Here is a 606-nt window from a genome sequence, read left to right as displayed (position 1 = left end):
GCGGTGTAAACCACGGTGCCGCCTTCGCCAACCGTCGAAGTTGCGGTGAGCGAAACAGTGCTGGTGTCGAGGGTATCGTTCACGTCGGTGACGACGGGTGCAGTGTTAGGCACCAGATTCTCAAAGTTACCGCCAACTGCCGTGTCGATGCTGACTTCAACCTTACCGGCGTCTTTGTAAACGTCATCTTTCGGTGCATCAACAGTCACGGTGCCAGTGGTGGCACCAGCGGCGATATTGATCACCGCGCCGTTGCTCAGGGTGATGGTCACAGGCGAGCCGGCGGCGTTGGTCAGGGTAGCGGTGTAAACAATCGAACCGCCTTCAGCGACAGTATCAGTGGCGGACAGGGTCAGACCGGTAGTGTCCTGGGTATCGGTCACTGCGGTGTCCGCAGGCTTACCATCGATTTCCAGGTTTTCGTAGTTGCCGCCCTTAGCGTCGTCGATCTTGACGCTCAGGTTGCTTCCGCCCGCCAACGCATCGTTAGGCGCGGTGAAGTTCACTGAGCCAGAGCTTGCGCCGACTGGGATAGTGATGCTTTGACCATTCGACAGCGTGACGACCAGCGGAGCGCCGGTGACCGGAGCATTCACCGAAGCGGTG

General features: G+C 59.1%; 1 protein-coding gene. It reads right to left on the bottom strand.

The window, feature by feature from the left end:
- A partial coding sequence (locus tag ACE04F_RS13690) for an immunoglobulin-like domain-containing protein (protein WP_486107458.1) occupies nt 1–606 on the bottom strand: 606 nt, incomplete at both ends.

The sequence above is a fragment of the Pseudomonas sp. AGC41 genome, assembly GCF_057334555.1.
Note: the sequence above shows the minus strand (reverse complement) of the source record. Positions and strands in the feature narration are given on the sequence as shown.